This window comes from Hyphomicrobium sulfonivorans, assembly GCF_013306565.1.
Taxonomy (GTDB): Bacteria; Pseudomonadota; Alphaproteobacteria; order Rhizobiales; family Hyphomicrobiaceae; genus Hyphomicrobium_A; species Hyphomicrobium_A sulfonivorans.
This window is the reverse complement of record NZ_PZPO01000004.1, coordinates 463,991-481,606: the sequence shown is the minus strand read 5'-3', so window position 1 is coordinate 481,606 and position 17,616 is coordinate 463,991. Positions and strand designations below refer to the sequence as shown.

General features: G+C 60.4%; 14 protein-coding genes. 5 read left to right on the top strand and 9 right to left on the bottom strand.

All coding sequences use genetic code 11. The features are described from left to right. Positions 1 to 306 precede the first annotated feature (306 nt). A complete protein-coding gene (gene alaS / locus C6Y62_RS10515; protein WP_173953865.1) occupies positions 307 to 2,976 on the top strand; it encodes an alanine--tRNA ligase in 2,670 nt (889 codons plus the stop codon). Positions 2,977 to 3,452: 476 nt separating this feature from the next. On the opposite strand, the gene C6Y62_RS10510 is transcribed toward alaS, so the two are convergent. Beyond that, positions 3,453 to 4,673 (bottom strand): NADP-dependent isocitrate dehydrogenase, encoded by a 1,221-nt coding sequence (locus C6Y62_RS10510; protein WP_173953864.1) that lies wholly within the window; start codon positions 4,671 to 4,673, stop codon positions 3,453 to 3,455. Between the two features lie 140 nt (positions 4,674 to 4,813). Between C6Y62_RS10510 and C6Y62_RS10505 the strand changes: the two genes are divergently transcribed. The 3 genes from C6Y62_RS10505 (at position 4,814) to rpsD (ending at position 7,716) form a co-directional block, all read left to right on the top strand. Then, complete coding sequence (locus tag C6Y62_RS10505; protein WP_173953863.1) at positions 4,814 to 6,025, top strand: RNA methyltransferase; 1,212 nt, start codon at positions 4,814 to 4,816, stop codon at positions 6,023 to 6,025. Between the two features lie 159 nt (positions 6,026 to 6,184). Further along, positions 6,185 to 6,793, top strand: a complete 609-nt coding sequence (locus C6Y62_RS10500) for a hypothetical protein (protein WP_173953862.1) — start codon at positions 6,185 to 6,187, stop codon at positions 6,791 to 6,793. Between the two features lie 305 nt (positions 6,794 to 7,098). Further along, on the top strand, positions 7,099 to 7,716 hold the full coding sequence (gene rpsD, locus C6Y62_RS10495; RefSeq protein ID WP_068464582.1) for a 30S ribosomal protein S4: 618 nt from the start codon (positions 7,099 to 7,101) through the stop codon (positions 7,714 to 7,716). Between the two features lie 195 nt (positions 7,717 to 7,911). Here the strand turns inward: rpsD and C6Y62_RS10490 are convergent, their stop codons facing one another. The 8 genes from C6Y62_RS10490 to C6Y62_RS10455 form a co-directional block, all read right to left on the bottom strand. Further along, the gene (locus tag C6Y62_RS10490) at positions 7,912 to 8,616 is read right to left on the bottom strand and encodes a DNA helicase (RefSeq protein WP_173953861.1); all 705 of its coding nucleotides are present in this window, start codon (positions 8,614 to 8,616) and stop codon (positions 7,912 to 7,914) included. A gap of 860 nt (positions 8,617 to 9,476) precedes the next feature. Beyond that, the gene (locus C6Y62_RS10485) at positions 9,477 to 10,688 is read right to left on the bottom strand and encodes a paraquat-inducible protein A (RefSeq protein ID WP_173953860.1); all 1,212 of its coding nucleotides are present in this window, start codon (positions 10,686 to 10,688) and stop codon (positions 9,477 to 9,479) included. 176 nt (positions 10,689 to 10,864) lie between these two features. Beyond that, positions 10,865 to 11,065 carry a hypothetical protein gene (locus C6Y62_RS10480; protein WP_173953859.1) on the bottom strand — a complete coding sequence of 67 codons (201 nt, stop codon included), beginning with the start codon at positions 11,063 to 11,065 and terminating at the stop codon, positions 10,865 to 10,867. Positions 11,066 to 11,161: 96 nt separating this feature from the next. Next, positions 11,162 to 11,527 (bottom strand): hypothetical protein, encoded by a 366-nt coding sequence (locus C6Y62_RS10475; RefSeq protein WP_068464571.1) that lies wholly within the window; start codon positions 11,525 to 11,527, stop codon positions 11,162 to 11,164. Between the two features lie 347 nt (positions 11,528 to 11,874). Further along, complete coding sequence (grxD, locus tag C6Y62_RS10470) at positions 11,875 to 12,231, bottom strand: Grx4 family monothiol glutaredoxin (RefSeq protein ID WP_068464569.1); 357 nt, start codon at positions 12,229 to 12,231, stop codon at positions 11,875 to 11,877. A gap of 419 nt (positions 12,232 to 12,650) precedes the next feature. Then, entirely contained in the window at positions 12,651 to 12,881 is a 231-nt protein-coding gene (locus C6Y62_RS10465; RefSeq protein WP_173953858.1) for a BolA family protein, read from the bottom strand. A 342-nt stretch (positions 12,882 to 13,223) separates the two neighbouring features. Next, entirely contained in the window at positions 13,224 to 14,534 is a 1,311-nt protein-coding gene (locus tag C6Y62_RS10460) for a hypothetical protein (protein ID WP_173953857.1), read from the bottom strand. Between the two features lie 235 nt (positions 14,535 to 14,769). After that, positions 14,770 to 15,843 carry a glycosyltransferase gene (locus tag C6Y62_RS10455; protein WP_173953856.1) on the bottom strand — a complete coding sequence of 358 codons (1,074 nt, stop codon included), beginning with the start codon at positions 15,841 to 15,843 and terminating at the stop codon, positions 14,770 to 14,772. Between the two features lie 364 nt (positions 15,844 to 16,207). Here C6Y62_RS10455 and C6Y62_RS10450 point away from each other — a divergent pair, with 364 nt between their 5' ends. Beyond that, on the top strand, positions 16,208 to 17,605 hold the full coding sequence (locus C6Y62_RS10450; protein ID WP_173953855.1) for a lipopolysaccharide biosynthesis protein: 1,398 nt from the start codon (positions 16,208 to 16,210) through the stop codon (positions 17,603 to 17,605). The last annotated feature ends 11 nt before the right edge of the window (positions 17,606 to 17,616 follow it).

The following is a 17,616-nucleotide window of genomic DNA, read 5'->3' as shown; positions in this document are numbered from 1 at the left end:
TGCAGAAGGGGAGGAAGGCGCAATCTCGGTTCGGCGTGTCGGCATGGTGCCGGGCGCTGAGGGTGCGCGAACCTCGTCGGCGCCTGCTCGTGCCATGAGGGCATCGGTGCCCCGTAGCAGATGCCGAGCGCCCTCAGTGGTACTGAAGGTTGGGAATGGCCACCTCGATTGTGGGTGCGACATCCCGGACCGCAGCTTAGCCGCTTGACATTGAGCCTTCCGATCCGCGACGGATAGGCCGGAATATCGGCGCCCCGTCGCAGACGCTGGGGGCGCACGCTGCAAGCTCAATTTCGAAAGCGACCCATGGCCTCCGCCAACGACATCCGCCGCGCGTTTCTCGACTTCTTCACCCGCAACGGCCATGAGGCGGTGCCCTCGTCGCCGCTGGTGCCGCGCAACGATCCGACGTTGATGTTCACCAACGCGGGCATGGTGCAGTTCAAGAACGTGTTCACCGGCCAGGAGACGCGCCCCTATGTGCGCGCGGCGTCGTCGCAGAAGTGCGTGCGCGCGGGCGGCAAGCACAACGACCTCGATAATGTCGGCTATACCGCGCGCCATCACACGTTTTTCGAGATGCTCGGCAACTTCTCGTTCGGCGATTACTTCAAGGCCGATGCGATCCCGCTGGCGTGGGAGCTGCTGACGAAGGACTTCGCGCTTGATCCCAAGCGCCTGACCATCACCGTCTATCACACCGACGACGAAGCCTTCGACATCTGGAAGAAGGTGACGGGCTTTGCCGATGAGAAGATCATCCGCATCCCCACCAACGATAACTTCTGGCAGATGGGCGACACCGGTCCGTGCGGCCCGTGCTCGGAAATTTTCTACGACCACGGCGAGCACATTTTCGGCGGCCCGCCCGGCTCGCCCGATCAGGACGGCGACCGTTTCGTCGAAATCTGGAACCTCGTCTTCATGCAGTTCGAGCAACTGCCGGGCGGCGAGCGCATCCCGCTGCCGAAGCAGTCGGTCGATACCGGCATGGGTCTGGAGCGCGTTGCTGCGGTGTTGCAGGGCGTCACCGACAACTACGACATCGATCTGTTCAAGGCGCTGATCGCCGCTTCGGTGCAGGCAACCGGTGTGCCCGCGACGGGTGAGAATCGCGCTTCGCACCGCGTGATCGCCGATCACCTGCGCGCATCGAGCTTTCTCATTGCCGATGGCGTGCTGCCGTCAAATGAAGGCCGCGGCTACGTGCTCCGCCGCATCATGCGCCGCGCCATGCGTCACGCGCACCTGCTCGGCGCGCAGGAACCGTTGATGCATCGTCTGGTGCCCTCGCTCGTGCATGAGATGGGCGACACCTATCATGAGCTGCAGCGTGCTCAGCCGCTGATTGCCGAAACGTTGCTGCTGGAAGAAAAGCGCTTCAAGAGAACGCTTGAGAAGGGCCTCGGGCTGCTCGGCGACGCGACGTCCGAACTCAACGCGGGCGACGTGCTTTCGGGCGAAACCGCGTTCAAGCTCTACGACACTTTCGGCTTCCCGCTCGACCTGACCGAGGACGCTCTGCGCGCCCGCTCGATCAGCGTCGACACGAAGGGCTTTGAAACCGCGATGCAGCGCCAGAAGGCTGAAGCGCGCAAGGCGTGGAAGGGCTCGGGCGAGGCGGCAACGGAATCGATCTGGTTCGAGATCGCCGAGAAGACCGGCGCCACCGAGTTCCTCGGCTATGACACTGAGCAGGCTGCGGGCGAGATCGTTGCGCTAGTGAAGGACGGCAAGGCCGCTGCTGCGCTAGGCGCAGGCGACGAAGGTGCGGTCATCGTCAACCAGACGCCGTTCTATGGCGAATCCGGCGGTCAGGTCGGCGACGTTGGCGTCATCGCCGGTCCGCAGGGCGCGCTGTTCCGCGTCACCGATACGCTCAAAAAGGCCGGCGGCGTGTTCGTGCATATCGGCAAGATGGAAGCGGGCAGCTTCAAGACCGGTGAGACGGTCGATCTGACGGTCGATCACGACAAGCGCTCGGCCACACGCGCCAATCACTCTGCGACGCACCTTCTGCATGAAGCGTTGCGTCAGGTGCTGGGATCGCATGTGGCGCAGAAGGGATCGATGGTTTCGCCGGGTCGGCTGCGGTTTGACTTCTCGCACACCAAGCCGATGGCCGAAGCAGAACTCGCTGAAGTGGAAGCGCGCGCCAACGCCATCGTGCTGCAGAACTCACCCGTTGAAACGCGGCTGACGGCGCTGGAAGATGCCATGCAGTCCGGCGCGATGGCGCTGTTCGGCGAGAAGTACGGTGATGAAGTCCGCGTGGTCGCGATGGGCGATGCCGGCCCGAACGCCAACAAGGCGTGGTCGGTGGAGCTGTGCGGCGGCACGCATGTGAAGCGCACCGGCGACATCGGCCTCGTCAAGATCGTTGCCGAAAGCGGCAGCGCGGCGGGCGTTCGCCGCATCGAGGCGCTGACGGCCGATGCCGCGCGCGGTTATCTGTCCGAGCATGAAGCGCGCGTGCGCGAAATTGCGTCGGCGCTGCACGTGCGGCCGGAAGATGTGGCCGAGCGCGTGAAGGCGCTGGTCGATGAGCGCAAGCAGCTTGAGCGTCAATTGGCGGAAGCCAAGAAGCAGCTTGCGTTGAGCGGTGGCAGTGGTGGCGCGCAGGGGGCTGGTGATGCGGTGCGCGATGTCGGCAAGGTGAAGCTGCTGGCGCGCACGGTGCAGGGGCTCAATCCGAAGGATCTGCGCGGGCTGATCGATGAGGGCAAGAAGCAGGTCGGTTCAGGTGTCGTCGCTATCGTTGGCGTCACGGAAGACGGCAAGGCCGGACTTGCGGTTGGCGTTACGGCCGATCTCACCGCGTCGCTGAGCGCTGTCGATCTGGTCAAGGCCGGAGCAGAAGCGCTGGGCGGCAAGGGCGGTGGCGGCCGTCCGGACATGGCGCAGGCCGGTGGCCCGGATGGCGCCAAGGCCGGCGCTGCGCTGGAGGCGATCGAGGCTGTGCTCGCCTCGGCGTAAGGTGGTGACGCTTTTTTGGCACTCGGCGACTCCGCTTCGCGGAGCCGGCCGCCGAGTGCTGATTGGTGCGTGCTAACCCACTGCTACACGGTCTTCCGCACAACGTCTTTCCTACGCAGGTCGGGATCCACGGCAGTTCAGACGGTTCATCGGTTGCTGAATGATCTTCGTCCAGAGATGATCGGGCATGTGCGCAAGATCTGTGTCTGCGTCTCATCGAGTGCATAAACCCTGAGTGGGTGAACCTCTTTGATCCGTTGAGATCACTGAAGACCCGGCCGATAGGGGCGGCAGAATCTTGCTTCGCAGAGCCGGCCGCTGGCGATTCTAGGATGATGTCGGCGACACCCCTGCGCGGCACCGGCGACTGGCTCCCCGCAGGGAGCCGCCGATGCAAATAAAAAAAAGCGGTCCGAACGCCAATGGTTCGGACCGCTTTTTTTATTTAGTTGATCGCGCGATGTGCCGGGCGTCGATCAGGCGGTAACGCCCATCTCAACCTTCAAAATCTCGTCGACCTTGTCGAGGAAGCCGGTGGTTGAAAGCCAGTTCTGGCGGTCGCCGACCAGCAGCGCGAGATCCTTGGTCATGTAACCGGACTCGACGGTGCGGATGCACACTTTCTCAAGCGAGGCGGCGAACTTTGCCAGCTCCGCGTTGTCATCCAGCTTGGCGCGATGGGCGAGGGCGCGCGACCAGGCGAAGATCGACGCGATGGAGTTGGTCGAAGTTTCCTTGCCCTTCTCGTGCTCGCGATAATGCCGGGTGACGGTGCCGTGCGCGGCTTCTGCTTCGACGGTCTTGCCGTCGGGAGTCATCAGCACGCTGGTCATCAGGCCGAGCGAGCCGAAGCCCTGCGCGACGATGTCGGACTGCACGTCGCCGTCGTAGTTCTTGCATGCCCACACGTAGCCGCCGGACCACTTGAGCGCCGAGGCGACCATGTCGTCGATGAGGCGGTGCTCGTACCACAGCTTGCGCTTGTCGAACTCGGCCTTGAACTCGGCGTCGAACACCTCCTGGAACAGATCCTTGAAGCGGCCGTCGTAGGATTTGAGGATCGTGTTCTTGGTCGAGAGATAGGCCGGATAGTTGCGGTTCAGCGCGTAGTTGAACGTGGCGCGCGCGAACTCGCGAATGGAATCGTCGAGATTGAACATCGCCATCGCGACGCCCGAGCCCGGCGACTTGTAGACTTCGCGCTCGATCGTCTCGCCATCTTCGCCGACAAACTTGATCGTCAGCGTGCCCTTGCCGGGGAAGCGGAAATCGGTGGCGCGATACTGATCGCCGAATGCGTGACGGCCAATAACGATGGGCTGCGTCCAGCCGGGCACGAGGCGCGGGACGTTGCCGCAGATGATCGGTTCGCGGAAAATGACGCCGCCAAGGATGTTGCGGATGGTGCCGTTGGGGCTTTTCCACATTTCCTTCAGGTTGAACTCTTTGACGCGCGCCTCATCAGGCGTGATGGTCGCGCACTTCACGCCCACGCCGTGCTTCTTGATGGCGTTGGCGGCGTCGACCGTGACCTGATCGTTGGTCGCGTCGCGATTCTGGATCGAGAGGTCGTAGTATTCGAGCGGCAGGTCGAGGTAGGGATGGATGAGCTTGTCTTTGATAAGCTTCCAGATGATGCGGGTCATCTCGTCGCCGTCGAGTTCGACGACGGTTCCAGTTACCTTGATCTTCTGCATAGGGGCCTCGAATAGAGTGCGGGGCTGGGAATTAAGCGCGGCACCATATCGTTAGTGCTGCGCCGCAACAAGAGAACAAAGGCGTCCCTTTGAGTCCCACGGTTACTATCACGAACGGCCCGCAAGGCCACCCTGTGCCAATGGTCGGCGATAGCGGGCGGCCGTTGAGCGATGTCGTGCAGGTCTGCCATGAACGCACGATCGACGTAGGGCTGGCTGAGCTCGGCATGCCGGGGCTCGACCGCGACACGCTGGAGCCGCTGCTGACCTATTGCGCCGAATTGCGCTGTGAGACGGATGGCGCAACCTGTCCCGGCTGCCGCCGGCGTACCGAATCGGAAGGCATCGACAGCCTCGACACGTTCATCGCGCGGCAGGCCGAGATTGTGGTCGGTGATGGCGCGGTCAAGCTGGTGGGGCAAGGTGAGCGTGTCCTGCATACGCCAAACCTTGAGACGCTGGAACGGAGCTGGGCCGGCGAGGAATACTGGTTCTGGGCCCGGCGCGTGCTGCGCAAGCTGCGCCACGGCATCCGGCGTGCCAACGTGCAGGGCAGTGCTTTTGCCGGTGCGGGTGAAACGCCTTCGGTCATTCTGATGGAGCCACAACTTGCCGATAACGTCGGCATGGTGGCGCGCGCGATGGCGAACTTCGGCCTCGATGATCTGCGGCTGGTGGCGCCGCGCGATGGCTGGCCCAACGAAAAGGCGCGCGTGGCAGCATCGGGCGCCAACTACATCATCGACGATGCGGTGAGCCATGACGGGCTCGACAGCGCCATCGCCGACGTCAACTGGCTGGCCGCCACGACGGCGCGGCAGCGCGACCTGCGCAAGCCGGTGATGACGCCGCTGGAAGCCATCGAGGAGATGCGCCGCCGAATCGCGGCTGGAGAACGCTGCGGAATTCTATTTGGGCGCGAGCGATCCGGGCTTGAGACATCGGAAGTAGCAAACGCTGACGCACTTATTATGATTCCGGTAAATTCTCGTTTCGCCTCTCTCAACCTCGCGCAGGCGGTGCTGATCCTCGGCTATGAGTGGATGCGGGGCAGCGGCGCCCAGAGTTTGGGACGCGTTACAACCTATGAGAAGCCGCTGGAGACGGGGCTCAACCTCGGTCGCGACCGTGCAGCCACAAAGGACGAACTGTTCGGCTTTTTTGCCCATTTAGAGCGGGAATTGGAGCGGATGGGGTTCTTCAATCCGCCGCATAAACGTGCGACGGTCGAGCGTAATATCCGCACGATGTTTACCCGCATGGGGGCCACCGAGCAGGAGGTGCGCACGTTGCGTGGCATTGTTGCAACTCTGTCGAAAGGCAAGGGAGATGCCCGCAGGGGGTCAAACTGACCGCCATTATTAGGCCAAGTTTTGAGATGAGCGATGCGCCTAGAGTGGGCGGATTACTGCTGCCGACCGCATATTGGCGGCGGCCAAAAGTAAACAAGATAAGCAGGGACGGTTTTTGAGATGCGGATCATGAAATGGGCGGGGAGGGGTTTGGTATGCATGGCAGCCGTTGCTCCCGCAATGTTGTCGGCCCCCGCCAGCGCTCAGGAATTGAGCGAGAAGGCCACGCGCACGTTCATGGAGTATTCCTGGACCCTCACACCGGAGCGCTTCACCAAGCCGAACGGTGAGACGATCCTGATCGACAAGTCCAAGCGCGATGAAGTGCAGGTTCCGCTTGAGGTTGCGCGCGAAGTGATCCGCGCCGGCCGTCTGTCGGCCCATGCGCAGGCCTGCGGTCTGGCCAAGGAGCAGGGCGATAATCACAATTCGCTGATGCGCCGCCACCTGGATTCCAAGCGCTGGTCGCCGCAGCAGATCGTCTACATCAACCAGCTTCACCTCACCGTTGTTATGCTGCTGACGGGCCGCATCAAGCTGGTCGAGAAGGGTGAAGGCGAGGGCACCGACAAGGAAGTCGTGGTCGCTGAAGAAGCCCAGAAGAACAACCAGACCTGCTCCGCTGAGCAGAAGGAAAAGGTCAAGGAAATGATCGCGGCCTATGTGAAGTCTGGCCCGGCCTTGGCATCCAGCGACAAGCCGGCCACCGGCGGCAGTGCTGCGGCGACGGGCTCTACCACGGTCGTTCCCAAGACCACCGCTGAATAATTAGTAATACGGCGCGTCCTGGGGGCGCGCCGCTTAGCTAACGGCGGCGATATCCTGCTGCCGGCCCTGATTCTCTTGCCTTTTCTCTTTGTCTTTTCCGGCGCAGACGGTTGACGGGGCCGTCGCCTGTCTGTATCAAGCCGGTTGACGCGGGCCAGACTATCGGGCCCGTGTTTTTCATTGCGCACCTGTGGCGGCCTTTCGGGGCTGCCTGTCGGCGCTCTAAGGCTTCCTGATCGGAGGCCGTGAGTGCAGAGGAGGGGGCGCTCCAAGCCACATCAAGCAACCCGCTGGAGTGCTGTTACATGACCAAGCGCATTCGCGCCAAGTACAAGATCGATCGCCGCCTTGGCGAGAACATCTGGGGCCGTCCGAAGAGCCCGATCAACCGCCGTGAGTCGCGTCCTGGCCAGCATGGCGAGCGTCGCATGCAGAAGCTGTCCGACTACGGTCAGCAGCTCAAGGCGAAGCAGAAGCTGAAGGGCTACTACGCGAACCTCAACGAGCGCCAGTTCCACAAGATCTACGTTGAAGCTTCGCGCATGAAGGGTTCGACTTCCGAGCTCATCATCGGCCTGCTGGAGCGCCGTCTGGATGCCGTTGTCTATCGCGCCAAGTTCGTGCCGACCGTGTTCGCCGCCCGCCAGTTCGTCAGCCATGGCCACGTGCTGGTCAACGGCCGCCGCGTGACGGTTTCGAGCTATCGCGTCAAGGTTGGCGACGTTGTTGAAGTGCGCGAGAAGTCGCGTCAGCTGCCGATGGTTCTGGAAGCCGTCAAGAGCGCCGAGCGCGACACGCCGGATTATCTGGAAGTCGATCACGGCCGTATGACCGCCAAGTACGTGCGCGTTCCGACCCTGTCGGATGTGCCGTATCCGGTGCACATGGAACCGAACCTGGTGGTCGAGTTCTACTCGCGCTAACGGGTGCGTTCTACTCGCGTTAATCGGTGCGCACTACGCGCAAACAGATTTCAAAAGGCCCCCGGTTTCGGGGGCCTTTTTTGTTTGCTTTTTTCTGCGCATTGGCGACTCCGCCTGCGCGGAGCCGGCCGCCAACGCGGAAGAGCGACGCGAAGCCGGCCGCCAACGCGGATGGGTGCAGCGGAGTCGCCAGCGCTAGGTGAAGCAAACCGTGTCGCCGTGCAGGAAGCACGTCTTGGAAAACAGCGACAGGTCGAGCGGGTTGGGAAGGCGAACGTCACCGACGTCCGGACACGGCTTCACGTCGGGATCGAAAGAGCGATCGATCTGCGAGACGAATACAAACAGCAATCCGCGCTCGCGTGCGAACGTACGCAACGCCTGCACTTGTGCGGCAAGCGGTGGCTTTGAGCGATCCTGATCCAGAATCTGCAGATAATCGACGACGACAAGCGTGCCCGCTGGCGCATCCATCAGACGTAGGATGATGTGGTCAGCACTGATGGCGTCGGAACAGTCGAGAGTGAAAAGATTGCGATAGGCTTCGGACGTGACGCCAAGCGCGTTGAACCGGGAGGCAACTTCGCGCTCGCCGTACTCAAGCGTGAAATAAGCGCTACGCCTGCCCGCTTGCATGGCTTCGACGGCGAGTTGCAGGCTCAGCAACGTCTTGCCCTGGCCGGGGCGGGCGCCGATGAGCAGCAGATCTCCGGCTGTCAGACGCGCAAACAGCTTTGCCGCCGTAGTGACCGACGCTGCATGCGCTGCAAGCAGGCTCCAGCGCGTGAAGCCTTCCTGGACGGCTATTCTATCGAGCGCGTCGTGAAGCGGGATGTTGCTGGCGCGACTGAGCTGCTTTGCCTTGCGCTTGAGCACGTAGATCGGAGCGGAGAGGGACACGTCGAAAACCTCCTGTAGCGGGCAGTTCGAGCAATCCCTCCTTATGCAAGGCCCGACAGGTCGGTTCGCGATTTTGCAAAATGCCCTGCATGCAGTGTGCTTTCCCGATTGGAGGGGGGAGGCGCAGGCGACGCCGGTTGCGAATGTAGCTGAGATTCGCGAGAGGGGCAGCCTGTGGTCGGTGCGTCAGCTCGCACCGGGAGATAGCCCCGCGCGTGCGGGGAACACGTGACCCCGACCGCTCCACGTCTGAGTGGAATCGGTTCAACCCCGCGTGTGCGGGGAACACGTTTCATTCGCCGCAATGACAGGTAAGCCGAGCGGTTCAGCCCCGCGCGTGCGGGGAACACGCGAGAGCGGCTGCGTAATCGGTGACGATGAACGGTTCAGCCCCGCGCGTGCGGGGAACACTTCATGCTGCGTGCGCCTCCTGCGCTTCGATGCGGTTCAGCCCCGCGCATGCGAGGAACACGCCGAACTCCAGACCGGCGTGCCGCCCTCGTGCGGTTCAGCCCCGGGCGTGCGGGGAACACCAAGTAGCCCCACACCGCCCCCGCGTGGGGCTCGGTTCAGCCCCGCGCGTGCGGGGAACACCAGACGCTGTTGCGCGCTATCGAGGCGAAAGAGGGTTCAGCCCCGCGCGTGCGGGGAACACGGCTCGGTCGGCACGGCGAACTGCTGACCGTACGGTTCAGCCCCGCGCGTGCGGGGAACACATCACCCCTCGAAATCACGGCAGCATCTCTTCGGGTTCAGCCCCGCGCATGCGGGGAACACTCTTCGCTGCAACCCATTGGTACGAATTACAAATTCCGATGTCAAAGAACGGTACCGAATTGAACGCAGTTCAAGTTTCGTTGTTATTCCGCCGGTTCGGTGGTTGGGTGATAGCGGCGTCCGGGGTTGGTGGGCAGTGTAACGACCTGACCGGCAGCATTTGTGGGCGCTGTGGTTGCGGGCTGTATCGCGTGCGCTGATGCAATCTCAGGCGAAGCGGAACCGGATGGACGCGCGCCGCTTGATGGCGTGGCAACTGGATCGCCCGGTGAGGCATCGGCCGCTGCTAGCGCAGCAGCCGCATCCGTTGCCCTGCCGCGCGGCGGCACGGTGTTGGCCCAGCCATAGGCCAGCATGGTGATGATGGCGGAGGCCGCAAAGAAGTAGACGCCCGGCATCACCACCGCTTCCGTGTAGCCGGACGAATTGACGTAGAAGATCATCAGCGCCAGCACCATCACGTCAGTCATCGAATAGCGGCCCAGCCATTCCATGGTCGAGAATGAGCGGCGGCGGAACTCCGGCGAAAGATCCGGCGATGTCACCAACGTCAGCAGATAGAACAGCTTCAGGAACGGGAAGAAGATCGACACCGCGAACACCACCGCGCACAGGAAGTATTCGCTGTTCTCATACAGCGCCCAGATGATGGTCGCGATCGAGTGCTCGTTGGTCCACACATAGACGGTGGTGAAGCGGATCACCGGCAGGATGATGCCGAGGGCGAAGAATACCGTCGCCAGGATGATGAGGAAGCTGAGCAGGAAGTTGCGCATGGCCGAAAGCTGGCGCGGCATTTCCAGCGGCGGCGGTTGTCCGGCGGCATAGCTGACGTCGGTTTTCAACCACGCATAGGACAGGATCATCAGCGCGACGCCGGCGGTGAAAAAGTAGACGGCGGGCAGGCTGGCGGCGTCGTAGATGCCCTGACTTTTCAGGAAGAAGATCGTCAGCGCCAGCACCAGCACATCGTGCATCGACCATTTGCCGACCCACTCGATGGCTTTCAGACGGCGGGAATGGCGGCGCAGTTCGGCGGCGGGCAGGGTGGAGATCAGCAGCAGATAAAGCAGCTTCACCACCGGGAACAGGATCGAGAATACGAACACCACGGTGGCAAGGAACGTCTGCCCCTGCTGCACCAGCACGCCGACGGTGGAAAGCAGCGAATATTCGCTGGTCCAGAAGATGAACTTGGTGAGCCGCAGGATTGGCAGCGTCATGCCGAGGGCGAGGCATACGGCGGCGCCGATGATGGCCAAGCTCAACAGGAAGCGCCGGCCACCGATGCGCATTTTTGCCGTTCCCTCGTCAGTTTTCCGTGCCGCTGCCACGCCCGCTTCGTCGCGCGCCCTTTGCCGGGCGGCGGCTTCAAGGCGGCGGTAGCTTACTCAAAGGCTCACAGGCGGCAAAAGTGGGGCCGCAAACGAGTGCAACGCAGCTAGCTACTACAAAATCGAAGGTGTGGTGCTTAACCTTCAAATTTGCGCGTGCCGAATAGAATTGTCATGAGTTCGTCTTCGGTTGCCGTGGCTTTGATCGATCCGGAGTCCCTCCGCATCGCAAGCACTAAAATCGCAAAGGCATTCGCCGCCTTCTTCTGCGCGAGTATCGCTCCCGTACGTTCAAAGGCTGCGAGATGAGATATTACGCTGTCGGAGCCGTAGATCATCGATATTCTGGCTTTTGCGTCTGAGAGCGCTGAACTCGCCCATTCCCGCGCTTGGCGGCCGGCTGTGCGGAGCGCAGTCGCCAAGCGCAAAGAACGCTATTTCCAGCGCAGCGTGTTGTTCTGAATGACGAGGGTCTTGGCCTTGCAGTAGTCGACGGGCGCATCGAAATACGTTCCATCGGTGAGATGAATTTGCGTGCGCACCTCGCACTGGCCTTCATCCGTCTCGAAGTCGAGCTTGATCTTGTCGCCGGGCTCAAGGCGGTTCGACAGCCAGTTCTCGCTCCACTCGCCGTCTTCCTGCGTGCGGAACTCGTTCACCGTACCGTTAGAGTCGTTTTCGACGTCAAAGTACCAGTGCTTGTCGTCGTCCGCTGCGAACGCGGGGATTGCACTGGTCATTCCTGCTGCGATTAGTGTTCCGGCAATAGCTGCCACAAGCGTGGCGGTCGTACGCTTCATATGCGTCTCCTGGCGCCGATTTCTACGCAAAACGGGCCATGGATATGATTGGCCAACGCGTTGTCAACGACAGTTTTGCAGTCGTCTGAAGGATGATGTGTGCAGTGATACTGCGCAGTCACGCGGCGGGACTTGTTCCCGTTTGTGTGCGGAGTTGTTTGGATTAATGCGCGTGAATGGCGGGCTCACGAGGTGATTATTCAGTCGTGGAACAAATGTGGAGCACACATCCTGCTGACCGAAAACAAGAAGGGGCCACGTGGGCGCCCTTCTTGTTCGATCCGACGTGTTGCGCGCATGGCGGCCGCCTGTGCAGCGCGCAGTCGCCAAGCGCAAAAGTGAAATCTCTAAGCCGTCAGCTTGCTTGCGTCGTAGGCGACGCCCTTGTCGTCGAACAACGCCGTCAGTTCGCCCGCCTGCAGCATCTCACGGACGATATCGCAACCGCCGATAAACTCGCCCTTCACGTAGAGCTGCGGGATCGTCGGCCAGTTCGAGAACGTCTTGATGCCCTCGCGGATCGACATGTCCTGCATCACGTTGACGTCCTTGAAGTCGACGTTCAGCGCGCGCAGGATGTGGTCCACCTGAGCCGAGAAACCGCACTGGGGCATGTTCTTGTTGCCCTTCATGAACAGCACGACGTCGTTCGCGGCGATCGTCTTGCGGATCCAGTCTTCAACGTCCTGCTGGGGGGTGCTCATCGTGACAATTCCATTTGATCGAGTTCGGTGCGGCGATTGACCAACATCAGCGCGCCGCTTCTAAAGCGCAATGTGTGGATTGGCGCGGGGAAGTCAATGTTGATTGAGCCCGGCGACTCTGCTGCGCAGAGCCGGCCGCCGGGCTGGGTAGATGCGATTTGAGCCGGGAGGAGCGTTTTTTAGCTCTTCCCTCCGGGAAGCCGGCCGCCAGGCTCTTTTGTTTCGGCCTGACGACTCCCCAGCGGGGCGCCGGCCGCTAGGCCGGAAAATGAGATCCGAGCGGGGCATGAATAGTGCACAGGGCGGGGTGGCTCAGCGCTTGGCGGCTGCCCGGAGTGCCTCGCCGGAGTACACCGGCCCCCAAGTTCCAGCCCGGCGGCCGGCTGCCCTAAAGGCAGTCGCCGGGCTGAAAACAAAAGCTAGGGTGTGCCCGTGGTGAGGGCCAGGGCGTGAAGCTCGCCGCCCATGCGACCGCCCAACGCCTCATAGACCAGCTGGTGCTGCTGCACGCGCGATTTGCCCTTGAATTCGGCTGTTACAACATGGGCAGCGTAATGGTCGCCGTCGCCCGCGAGATCGCGGATCTCGACCTGTGCGTCGGGGAAGCGGGCCTTGATGAGGCGCTCAATCTCTCCGGCGTCCATGGCCATGGTGATGGTTCTCCTGAATGGTTCGGTGCGATGTTGCCCGGCTGAGAATTAGCCTATTTGGCCGCCGCACCCAAGGCGGTGGTGATAATTGGGATGGTGCGGGAGGCACTGGGCCAGTCTGCTGGCGCCGCAGCCTTCCTAGCAGTTCTAATCCTGGATTGCCGCAGTCCTGTCCAGCTGCGACAGCAGTTCCGAGAACGGCCTCCATAGTGTCGCAGCGAACCGTCTCAGAGCGATGTGATGCTGCGTAAGCCCTGCAGGTCGGCTCTGGCTGGAGTGGCGTAGATGGAGGCGGGTAGAACAATTCGGTGCATTGCATGCGCGCCTTGTGAGCCACGGTGACTAACGCGCGGCAATGGCGGCCTCGCGTGGGGCTGTGGGCGGATACACATACGCGCCCAGAAGTATGGCCAGCCCCCAGCCTCCCGACAGCAACATCGTGAACAGGTCACCTGAACTCAGCAGGAAGATGTAGGTGGCATTGATAGGCAGCAGGAGTTCCGGCGTACGCGCGAACATCATCATCAGCACCCATGCGATCAACGCGTGCAACACGGCACTGCCCACCAGACCCGGCCAACCGAAATTGGCATAGGCGGTCATCATCGAAGCTGCATTCACCGTCCCCTGAAGGCCTTTGGAGACCTCGACCTTATAAAAGTCGTCGTAGATGAGTCGCGCGTAATTCTGGAATTCGCAATCAACTAACGGCGCCAGAAAACGATAACCGCAGCCGTATCCGAAACTGCGCTTCTCCGGGAATACGCTGAACCATTCGGATGCGACTTCTCCGGGAACAATCGCCACGCGAAAAAGCAAGCTGTTGCCCAGCTTGCTCAGCCGACCCGCGGTGTTGAGCGGCGGCCTGTGAGATTCGGCAGCGGCTGTTTCAGCAACGACGGTTTCGGTAACGACTGATCGAGTATCGACAGGCTCGGTAGCGATCGAGCCGGTAACGATTGATCCGGTATCCACGACAGCAACAGATTGTTTTGTTCTGGTCAAAGTCGGATTGGCCAGAAACCCCAGAGCGAGAACCGTAACGACAGCCGTTGTGGTAGCGATGCCCGCAAAAATATAACGCCGCTTATGGATCAGCAGCAGGATCGTTGGCAGTAGCAGCAGAATGGGGCCGCTCTTCTGCATAAGGCATGCGGAGTACAGCAGGCCGAATGCGAGAATGCATATGGCGAGAGCATGTTTCCCGCGCCACAAAGCTATTACGGCCGCGATGGGGAAGAGGCATCGTGAGGTGATCTGGCTGGCATACATCATCCAAGTTGGGAGTGACGCAGTCGCGTTCTGACGTACCAGAGCGGCGCCGACGTTATTCTCGGCCTGGCCAGCGCTGAACAAAGTGAAGCCATCAAACCAGATATGGTGCATCAGAGAAATGGCAATGGCAGCGAGCCCAACCAGCCAGACAAGTGCATCCGCGAGATTGCCATCAATCAACGAGCGGGGACGCGCTATGTGTACCGGGAATGTATTTAAAGCAGCGTATGTGCCGGCAAGAACTGCCCCGAAGATCAGCAGACCGAGTACAGCAACCAAATGTCCCGTCGCTGCAGCACCCAACGTCAACCAAGCGGTCACCACCAGCATCAAGACAAGCGGAGAGTGCGTAAAAATCGACTTCTTTATAACTTCCATTCGCCGCCCCTAAATTGTCTGCTGGCGGAATAAACTCAGTCCAGAGAGGCTGTAAACGCGGTTACTTATAGTGGAATGGACGCAAGTGACGATCGTATCGTCATGCATACGCAGGCATTTCCTGGGGATAGTTCTGCGCGATCTAAAATGTGTGGATTGGATCAGATCGCAGGTGAAGTTATCCAATACTTCCCACAGGCACTCTTAGGTACGGGGCATACATGTCTGGTCGATGTTAGTGCGGCACGGACGATGTACGTCGCTGGGAAATATCCTGATAAAATTTGATAAGCTGATTCGATTCAGCTTCCCAGCTGTACTGGGCGATCACCGCTCTGCGTCCGTTCTCGCCCATGCGCTGGGCCAGATCCCGGTCAGTCATCAAACGGTCGATTGCGCGGGCTATGGATGCCGGATCGGTTGGATCGACGCATATCCCACAGTCGTTGCCTTCAATGATCTGCCGCCACAACGGGAAGTTAGAGGCAATGACCGGCAGCGATGCCGACATGTACTCGAACATTTTGATCGGCAGCGAATCAACAAAAGCTGTTGTCGGATGCAGTGTGACCAAGCCCGCCACCGATCGTTCAAGAACACCCTTGACGCCATCGCGCGAGAGAAACCCCAGATCGTCCACATACCGCCAGCCCGGCGAAGCTTCGAGATGAGCGCGCAATCCGCGTTCATTGATAGAGCCGGCCAGTGCGAGGCGGACATCGGTCGTAGATAGTGGCAGCGCCGCCACTATTTCCTGAATGCCCCGATTGGATGCAATCCCGCCGACGTAGCAAACGGTGTTGGAGTTTGCGCGCCGTTGCACATCTGGATTTAGCTCATCCAGGATCGGGTAGTTGCGAACGGCGATAGCCTTGATGCCGGCGTGGAGAAACTTCTCCTGGATGTGAGGTGTGGCGGCTACGACGCACTCGATCTTGCTGCAAACGCGATTTTGGGTGCGCGATGCAACAGCTGCCAGGGGTCGACGCAGAGATGCGTGGATGTAGGTTTTACCGATAATATCCTCTGGCAGATCCTCGTGTGCATCATAGATGACGGCCTTGCCCAGTCGGCGCAATCGGGCGGCGCTGGTCAATAGCTCCGGGTCATGCAGATGACATACGTCGGCGCCGATCCGGATTGCCGTGCTGACAACGCGATGCGCGCTGATGATGCAGCGATGAACACGTCCGCTGGGTGCGCCGACATCGATGATGTGAACGCCTTCCAGGTGCTCATCGCCCTTGCCATCGGCAACGACCAGGGAAACGTCGTGACCAGCCGCTGCGAGGGTCCGACACTGCTTCAAAAAAATCCGCGTGTCGTATCGGCTGTGCACAGAAGTCAGGTGAGCGATTTTCAAAGGCCAGCCTGCCCTCGGTCGGTTGGTTGTTTCGCTGCACGCCGTATGACGACCGCCAGGGTGCAGAGGTTAGGTGATAACGGAAATCGCGCGTTGACACCGCGCGGTGTCCCACGGAACTATAGTGGCAGCCAGTGCAGCATGTATCTGAATCACAGCTTTACTGAGGTGTTACGGAGTATGTCTCCCGTTGGAGACATACGTCAATTGATGGCTGCCTAGCGAAAGTACGTGCTCCACAAGATGCTAGGATGACGGCAAGGACTTAGGCGTGGTTCCCAATATAATTGAGATATTGCGATCGGCAGCCATGCTGGTCGGTGGTGCCGCCTTTGCACAATTGCTTAATCTAGCCGGGACACTGGCGGTCGCGCAGATTTATGGCCTGCAAGAATACGGCATTTACGCGATCTTTATCGCCTTTCAAACCTTAGCCGTTTCGGTGGCAACGCTGCGATTTGAACTTGCGATGGTTGTGGAGCAATCGGAAGCAGCAGTCTACGACCTGTATGGTCTGTCGACATATATACTGACGGCTGCCAGCCTTATTCTGGCGGCTTGGGTTTATCTTCCGCTCCCCTCCGGCATCTCCCCCAGCAGTTTCTCCAGCGACAGCTTTTTACTGCTGCCGTTTTCAGTTTTTTTTGCTGGGCAGTATGTTTTGCTGGGGCAATGGTGTGTCCGCGCTGGGATGTTCAACCAGTTCGCCATCGCCGCTACATCGCTTGCCGCTGTCACTGTTGCGGTACAGGTCTTGGGAGGGCTTTTGGCTCCCACTGCGCCCACATTGATGTTCGGTTATACAGTGGGGCAGATTGCTGGCATTGCGGTGCTTTGGCTTGGTCTTCGCAAAGACGTTAGCTTTCAGTCTGTGCTTGCGTCGTTGACGCGGTTTGGCAGCTTCTGGCCGCTTGTGCGCCGCCATTATCGATTTGCGGTGTATCAGATGCCTAACTCGCTCGCCGGAGCTGCCTATGTCGGCGCCCCAGCGATTATTCTGGGCTCGGCCATTTCACCCCAGGCTGCAGGTTCTTTTTCGTTCGCCATCCGAATGATTTTTCAGCCGCTAGCACTGCTGCCAACAGCTTTCGGCCAGGTGGTTTTTTCCAAGATGGCGCGTAGCCTGGATCGGCTACGTGAGTGGGAGCGGCCATTGGCCAAGGTATATCTTGGATTTGGTCTGCTGTTTGCGCTGCCATGCAGCATCGTCATGTGCTTTGGCGAAGATCTGGCGGTCTTCTTTTTGGGCGAACAGTGGCGGTTGGCCGGGAAAATGGCGGAAGTTATGGTGCTGCCATGCGTAATGATGGCTTTGGTTGCGGGGTACGACCGCATCTATGACAACATCGGTGCACAACGGGTGGCATTTATTCTCAGTTTCTGTTCTGCAGGACTGATGGTTGCCGGTGTCTTGTTTACGGTCAGCTACTTACGGGATGTCGAGCTCTTTTACTGGTTTTTCTCGCTGCTACATTTGGCGTATGCCTACGCGTGGATGTTCTTTGCCATGATGCTGTGCGGCTTTTCGGTGTCGCGCGCGTCCGGGCGCTGGTTGGCTGTGGTGCTTTTGGTTTTGCTCGTCGCTGCGACCATTACAGCCGTGACAGCGCTCGGTGGTAGCGCGCTGTTTGCCATTGCAGCCGGTGTTCTGGTGTATGCGGTCAGCGTTCTGATGGTGCGGAGCTTTTTGATGACCCGGCTGCAGTGACTCGGCTAGAA

What these genes read in the sequence shown, in the direction of transcription:
- C6Y62_RS10450 (WP_173953855.1), top strand. Translation starts at nt 16,208, where the DNA reads ATGCTGGTCGGTGGTGCCGCCTTTGCACAATTGCTTAATCTAGCCGGG.
- C6Y62_RS10510 (WP_173953864.1), bottom strand. Translation starts at nt 4,673, where the DNA reads ATGCAGAAGATCAAGGTAACTGGAACCGTCGTCGAACTCGACGGCGAC.
- C6Y62_RS10485 (WP_173953860.1), bottom strand. Translation starts at nt 10,688, where the DNA reads ATGCGCATCGGTGGCCGGCGCTTCCTGTTGAGCTTGGCCATCATCGGC.
- C6Y62_RS10465 (WP_173953858.1), bottom strand. Translation starts at nt 12,881, where the DNA reads ATGGCCATGGACGCCGGAGAGATTGAGCGCCTCATCAAGGCCCGCTTC.
- C6Y62_RS10500 (WP_173953862.1), top strand. Translation starts at nt 6,185, where the DNA reads ATGGCAGCCGTTGCTCCCGCAATGTTGTCGGCCCCCGCCAGCGCTCAG.
- C6Y62_RS10475 (WP_068464571.1), bottom strand. Translation starts at nt 11,527, where the DNA reads ATGAAGCGTACGACCGCCACGCTTGTGGCAGCTATTGCCGGAACACTA.
- C6Y62_RS10480 (WP_173953859.1), bottom strand. Translation starts at nt 11,065, where the DNA reads ATGATCTACGGCTCCGACAGCGTAATATCTCATCTCGCAGCCTTTGAA.
- alaS (WP_173953865.1), top strand. Translation starts at nt 307, where the DNA reads ATGGCCTCCGCCAACGACATCCGCCGCGCGTTTCTCGACTTCTTCACC.
- grxD (WP_068464569.1), bottom strand. Translation starts at nt 12,231, where the DNA reads ATGAGCACCCCCCAGCAGGACGTTGAAGACTGGATCCGCAAGACGATC.
- rpsD (WP_068464582.1), top strand. Translation starts at nt 7,099, where the DNA reads ATGACCAAGCGCATTCGCGCCAAGTACAAGATCGATCGCCGCCTTGGC.
- C6Y62_RS10460 (WP_173953857.1), bottom strand. Translation starts at nt 14,534, where the DNA reads ATGGAAGTTATAAAGAAGTCGATTTTTACGCACTCTCCGCTTGTCTTG.
- C6Y62_RS10505 (WP_173953863.1), top strand. Translation starts at nt 4,814, where the DNA reads ATGGTCGGCGATAGCGGGCGGCCGTTGAGCGATGTCGTGCAGGTCTGC.